Below are 7272 nucleotides of genomic sequence, written 5' to 3'. Positions count from 1 at the left end.
TGTATTTGCTGTAACGGCGTATGCCATGCCTGGCGATGAAAAACGCTTTAAAAATATTGGTTTCGATCAGTATTTTTCTAAACCGGTAGACTTTCCACAACTTCGCTCTGAAATAGACAAGTTAAAGCCCTAATACGATGGAAAGGTTTATGACATTTCTAACTTGTATTGATATGTTTTAAATCAAAAAACTAATACAAACTAGATAACAACAGATACCTATGAATTCTTAAAATACTCCGAAGGTTTTTCAATATACTTCAAGCGTTCAACTGGTAAATCAGCAATCATATTATAATCGCCTTTTAGAAATTGTTCCCATTCACGCGCATGATCCATCCTAAAATGATAATACAACATTAGTTGCTCTGCTGCAGAAAGTTGCGAACGTAAGGTTTTTAAGTATTCTTGTTTCTGTACTCTGGATAGTATATTTTTTTCTTGCTGTACTACATAAGCAACTGTACTATATAAATGCCTGTAATAATGTCCTAAGTGAAATTCATGACCCGTAAAAGGTTTATACTTTACATACAAACGTATGGTTCGTTTACTATCAAGATTTCCTTTTTCTTTTAGTTTTCCATAAAATACATTCATTTTACCACTACTCTGTTTGTGTTCTTTACGTTTTTCGTTAAAATCACGCTTTACTTTATCTATATATATTTTATCAGTAATTCCCTCAAAAACGTCACTATTATCTGAGTTGATACCATAATACACAATTCTATAAGCTACTTGCATTAAAATATCCTGATTATATTGACACGTATAATTATCTTCTTCACAAGCATGAAATTCCAAAAGTTCATAACAAGCAATGAGTTCTTTCAGCATACGCTCAAATAATTGACGCCCACGGGTAAAACGGGCTACTTGCGATTCGGAAGTCGTTATTTCTTTAATATTATCATCATTTTTTGCATTGTCAACTGAATAGGTTTTTATTGTTTCACGCATCAATTCATACCCATGAATACTAATCTCATTTATATTTTCTTTATGCAAACGTACTTTTTCATAAAACTGCGATTCAAATTGTTGCATACGTAACTGTTTTTGTACTTGTTGGTTTGCCAAGTATTGTACATAGAAAGCCATAAATGTCAGCAATGCAGCCGCAATACCGACAATAGGATTTAGTAAACCTCCAACGGTATCGCCAATACTTCCCAGCGTACTATAATTATACCAACTGGAAAGTACTGGTAATAATAAAATTAAGAAACCTACAATGGCTAGCCCTATAAAAAATAAACTCAATCCGCTACCGAATGAGATCAATGCTTTTTCTTCTTTTTGATGTTTGGAGATCATATCTTGAATAAATTTGGTTGATAGTACTTAGAAAGCTGTGGAAAGTTTGCTGCAATCAATAGCGTAATGTCTGATGAACTTACTTGTTGTTCTGTATATTTTACATCCGTTTCATAAACACGCAACCGATTGCCTTTAATAAAAAAGAATTGATGCCCTTTTACAAATGATAAACGAAATTCATATTGAAATGGATAGGTATTGGACGGGTGAAATCGGTTGGCAATAGCAGTTTCTATGTCCGTTTGTGATTGTGGCTGTAAGGGAATAATCATTAAAGGTTTAAATACTGTGCTCGTTTTTATATCTATAATCAAATTAAGTTTGGTAAGCTTAGTTTTAAATTCTATGCCGAAAGCGCTAAACGAACTCGATTCAAATGCTGGAAGCAACTTGATACACGGCCAACCCGAGCCTATATCTATAAAATAACGTTTTCCATAAAGGCATACCGATAGCAATCGATGGCTCGCCACACCGCCAATATGTGCCGTATGCAATTGTGTTTGAATGCCTTTTGCCGCTAAAATAGCTTTGAAATGAAGTGTTTTGTCCGAACACGTTCCACCCAATATGCTGTTAGTTTTTGTGCGTTCTACTTTCATCAATAAATTATGAAAAGGCGTTTGCTGATAGTCTGCTAATAGCAAGGTTTCTATAGTCTGTAATATATTAGCATCTTTGTGCATGGCTTTTCTTTTAGCTATAAAAGTATCAAACACTGGATAACTTGAAAAATATGTATGCTCTGAAGAAAGCGATGGAAAAAAACGATTCCAGATACTTTGCAAATACAGACGTTCCGTAGTGTCTTGTTTTGTAGAAAACGCTACAACTACTTTTCGAATTCCTGAACCTACATCACACGACATTTTTTTTCGCTGAATGATGCTCGCTGGTAAATCGTTTTTAAATAATTTTCGTAGCACTTGTTTTCCCTGCAATCCATTGGTCGTATGGATGAGTTCTTTTATTCCCAATTGTTGCGCTATTGCAAACACATTTCTATCTAAAAACGGGCAACGAGCTTCTATCGTTGCCGCCATACTTGCCCTATCTAGCCGACGGAGTTCGGTATAGTGTAAGTTTTTAATAAGTGTTTCTCTTGCTTCCAACCAATAGTGAGGATCTTTCGTAATGGTATATCCACAGAATAATTCGTCTGCACCTTCGCCTGTTAACACTACTTTTAAACCGTCTTTTGCTGCTTGTTGTGATAATAAGTACGTAGCAAGCCCATTGCTTATAATAGACGGATTGTAGCTTTCTGTATGGTATATTATGCTTGGAATCATAGCTTCTAGTGTTGCTACTTTTGGCAATGGTATGTACGTAATTGCCTTTTGTATATTTAAGGCTTTCGCCAGAATATTCACGTATCGATTGTCTTCACTATTTTCATCGCCCAAACAGTAATAAGTTACTTTCGTGCGTTGTTTGGCTACTATAGCCGCGATGATACTACTATCCAATCCGCCACTTAGAAATACACCAAACTCCATAGTATTTTCAGGAATTCTTTTTAAAACAGCTGTATGAAGTATTTCTTTTAGTTTTGTGGTTGCTATGTTGTCAATTTGATGTTCGCGTATCAATTGTATAGTGCCATCTGTATATTTTGAGAAGCCTTTTGGGATGATGTTGAACGTAGTGATTTCTTCAATTCCTTTTAGTTCACTTGCAACACAATCATAGTTAGGCGTATTTATGTAGAATAATGGCTTTTTCCCAATATAATCTTTTAGAAAAAAGCATTCTTTGGTTTGTTTGTCTATAATAATCCCTGCATAAAAACCGTCTAACACGTCAATAATACTTTCGCCTAGTAGCTGAAATAACGGAGCAATGATTTCAATATCCGATGTGCCTTTAGTCTTAATATTATATGTAGTTTTTAATATTTTGTAATTATAAATTTCGCCATTAAAGACTGTTATATAGCGTTCGGTCGTAAAAGGCTGATTTCCCAATGCTGAGCTGTCTACAATTGCCAATCTGTTAAAACCAACATGAAAATCTGCAAATGACAGCACTTTTTGATCATCTTGTCCACGATGTCGCTGTGCTTTTAAAATTTCTTTGCAAACGAATGGCTCATGTTTGGAACCAAAGGTCATTACAATGCCACACATATGTTAGTTGTTTGTTGTCAGTATCCAGCGCATAAACTTCTGAAAAACAACTGTATGCGCTTCTAATTTGGTAATAGATAAGCTTTCATTGTCTTTGTGTATTCTGCACTGTCCGTCATTAGGACCAAATCCGATATAAACTGCCGTTTCAGGAATATTTGTTACAAAAGGACAAGTGGTAAACTTATTTAGCTGTCGGTTTTCGGGTTTTGCTTTTCCATCATATATAGCTTCATTTAAGCTGTGTACATATTTAGGAACAGTATCTGTTTTTGGCAAATGAAAAAGTAAAGGCGTTTCTTTTTTATATACACCTGTTTCTTCTACATGAAATGTAGCATTATAATCTGCAAGCAATTGCGGAATTACGGTAAAAGGTGTCGGTCCAGCTACTTCTTCTTCTCCTTGTATAATCCATAAGATATTAGGGAGTTCCTCTCCTGAATTTTTCATTTCTTGTAAAGCTAAAATCCTACAGAGTAAAATTCCCTTATTGTCTGCAATACCTCTACAATAGTAGCGATCATTTTTAGTAACTACTTCAAATGGTGGCGTATCCCATTGTTCGGAAGTATTAATTTTTTCTACATCATAATGTCCGTACAGCACTACTTTTTTAGCCGTGTGAGCATTAGTATATTTTGCTACTAGTACAGGCTGATTTGTTGGACTATCACCTTCTAAACGTACTGAAAATCCAATAGATTGTAACAACTCTGTAACAAATTGAATCCCTTTTATATTTTCAGTATCATGGTTTGCAATGGTTTTTATACTTATAAATGTTTTTAGTTGTGTAAGCATTGTAATTATGTGTTTAGTGATGTATTTGTAATGATTTTAGATTGCTGAACGGATTTCCAGAGTTGCTCCCATCCAACAATTTCGTTTAGTTCTTTGTTGGTATTAATTGCTTTGGTCAACTCCTTGAAAGCTTTGCTAGTTATTGTGGGACACTTTATCAATAAGCACGCGCGCTTGACTGAGTTTATAAATTTTTCTTCAGTATACGATTCAAATGACTTTCCATAATCAATAAGTTTCAATTGTCCCGTATGCGTTCTGATGAAATTTTGAGGTTTTATATTGGTAAACACAAAAGTATGTTGATAGCAGAAAGATAAAAATTGTATCATTTCATCTTTAGTTACCTTTTCTATCTTTTTAAATGCATGATATGGATAGCGAATGTACTTCCGATTTCCGATTTCGAAAAAATGCAATTGCTCTAGGTAAAGAGTTTTATTAAAGTAAACTGCTTGTTGCTTCAAAAATGTCCATTCCGAATCTCTTATGGCAAAGAACACTTTATAAATATAGGTTTTATCTGTAAATACTTTTCCTTCCGAACCCTTTCCTACTATGGTGACAGTGTCTGCTATTTTTAATTGTTCTTTTATAAAAGTTACGTTTAAGGTTTCACTTTCAATTTTATTCGTCATAGCACTTGTGTACGACCATAATACATCTCCTAAATTTTCCAAATATTTTTTTACAGAGGTTATGTCTAACGATTTCTCTATAACTGCTTCAAATGATGCTGCTAAAACTGCATCGTCAAATTGTAGTTTATAAGGTGCAACGACGTTTTTATATTGTTGTTGCATGAGCGTTAGAAGTCCATATATTCGATAATAATTCATTAAAAATCGTGCTCTTCTATGTGCTACAAACTGCTCAAACGTTTTATAAAATAAGTTGCTATAGATTTGTTTACCAAACGCATTGATGATGTCTATAGGGCGTTGAATATGTGTAGTTTTCTTTATTTTGGTTATAGTTACTAAAAGTGCTTTATTAAAAGCATATCCTATGATATCGTTTGCCGATTTGTTCAATTCTTTCTTAATATCAAATGATACCAATGGTCTATTTTGATCTAAAGACATGCTGTGCACTACAAATGTGTAGTTAGAAAATGCCTGATTCATCAACGCCCACGACAAATCGCCTCTACGTACAAACGTACCGTCGACTTCTAAGTTAATTACAGGATAGGATCGCAATAATTCCCTATTGAATACCAATGTATTTGGACCTCTATTGGTAGCTAATTTTATAGTTCCGTGTATTCCTTTCTGTAAAGCAAACCTAGAAATTGCTTTTCCTGAAAAACATTTTTGAAGATCTTCTTCTAAATTAGTTTCAAAATAAATCGGTGCTTCTACATGATGCGAGTGCGCATCGGAAAGATCATAATAATAATCCGATAGCGAACGTATATTTTTAAAATCTGCTTCATCCGTAGTCCGCTGCTGAATACTGTGCCAAACATCTACGAGCTGACCGCGCATACATGAAAATGTTGGCAACGGTGGATCTTTGCTTACACTACCTATTAAAGCATCTGCTTGATCTTTATATGTATTTATGACCTCAAAAAAAGCTAACGAATTAGCGTCTTCTGGTCCTATAAAAGTATTGGTAAAAGCGACATCGTCATCTATAATCCAATATACAGGATTTGGTTGCGAAGTAGTTTCATGATATAAATGATACTGTAACAATGTTCTTCCGATAGGAATAGAATTTATAGCCGAAAACTTAGAAAAATACGTACCGTATACGCTATTTCGTAAATTAGGTTTCCACTCTTTTTTAGAGATTATTTTACAGGAAATATTCTTGGCACGAAGTTCATCTAAATATTCAAAATGTGATTCGTTGCAAACAGTATTATTTATGATTAAAATTAAATCAACAGCAATATTCTTTGTATAAATTGTTTTTAAAATCCTGTTTCCAATAATAATATCCCCTACAATGAAACCAATACTAAACTGATAGTCTCCTTTGGCCTCAAAAGTGAGTGCTTTGGTTTTTACTTTTGACAAAGCAGTAGGTTTCGTTTTAATATCTGCTGGCAAAAGTGAAAAATGAGTTATTGCACGTTCAAAAAACAAACCTTCATCTTCGGCAGACATAAAGGGTTTGTACTTATAATAAAAGTATTGGTAACTAGTTTTCTTTACTGCGCGATTAGTTGTAACTCTTACACGATTAGTATCTACATAAACATCTACCAAATGTTTTGGAATGATACAATAACTTGGTTGCAATTGAAACAAGCGAACGAAAATATCACGATCAACCGTGGCAACCATCGCTTCATCAAAACAACCTGCTTGCAATAGCATTTTTAATTGGACAAACGTATTAGATCCACCTACACCTGGATTTCCTGTTAAAAAATCATGATATGAAAGCGTAGAGGGCAATGTTAGTTTTTTGCTTTCATTGTACGAAATTCTATTAATATTCGTCAAATATATAGCCGCTTTTGTATGTGCTTTCGCGATAGTTGCCAGATAATCCGAATGCCAAGCATCATCATCATCTAAAAAGGCTACATATAATTCATTTGTAATGGTATGAGTTTTTAAAATAGCTTCTATCGCCGTATTTAAAGCTCCAGAATAATTGGGAGTTCGAGAGTTTTTTAAATACTCAAAGCCATATAATTCACAATAGGATTGCTCTTCTTTTTCATAAAGAATATCTGAGTTAGACACTACAAAAACAGTAGCAGGATGCTGTTGCTGCTTGTAAATTGATTCTAATGCACGCTTGAGTAATTGACATCGATTGTATGTCACAACAACAGCAATTATATTCATATAAGAAATGTTAATTTTTATGTATTTTTTTCAATTATACTAATTTGATTTCATAAAACATTACTAAAAACCTCAATCGTGTAAAGTAAATTCTTAATAATTTGAATAAATGGTAACTTTAAGGAGTTCCGAGTTGGTCTATATTACTTAAAACTTATAGCTCACAACTTACACTAAAAGAACTCAACATAACAAGCACAACT

4 protein-coding genes are annotated in these 7272 nt (G+C 33.8%); all 4 read right to left on the bottom strand.

What is annotated here, in order from left to right; all coding sequences use genetic code 11:
- Nucleotides 1–219: 219 nt before the first annotated feature.
- From AA089_RS22305 to AA089_RS22290, 4 genes are read right to left on the bottom strand one after another with little or no spacing between them, the layout of a single operon-like run.
- Nucleotides 220–1320: a putative phage abortive infection protein gene (locus AA089_RS22305; RefSeq protein WP_046759240.1), complete on the bottom strand. Its 1101-nt coding sequence runs from the start codon at nt 1318–1320 to the stop codon at nt 220–222.
- Complete coding sequence (locus AA089_RS22300; RefSeq protein WP_046759239.1) at nt 1317–3452, bottom strand: asparagine synthetase B family protein; 2136 nt, start codon at nt 3450–3452, stop codon at nt 1317–1319. The genes AA089_RS22305 and AA089_RS22300 overlap by 4 nt, the downstream gene beginning before the upstream one ends.
- A gap of 3 nt (nt 3453–3455) precedes the next feature.
- Nucleotides 3456–4256: a M20/M25/M40 family metallo-hydrolase gene (locus AA089_RS22295; protein ID WP_046759238.1), complete on the bottom strand. Its 801-nt coding sequence runs from the start codon at nt 4254–4256 to the stop codon at nt 3456–3458.
- A gap of 5 nt (nt 4257–4261) precedes the next feature.
- The gene (locus tag AA089_RS22290) at nt 4262–7069 is read right to left on the bottom strand and encodes a glycosyltransferase family 2 protein (RefSeq protein ID WP_046759237.1); all 2808 of its coding nucleotides are present in this window, start codon (nt 7067–7069) and stop codon (nt 4262–4264) included.
- Between the last annotated feature and the right edge of the window lie 203 nt (nt 7070–7272).

It is taken from the genome of Kordia jejudonensis, assembly GCF_001005315.1.
Lineage (GTDB): Bacteria > Bacteroidota > Bacteroidia > Flavobacteriales > Flavobacteriaceae > Kordia > Kordia jejudonensis.
The sequence above is the reverse complement of the archived record's forward strand: the minus strand, read 5'-3'. Positions and strand labels throughout refer to the sequence as shown.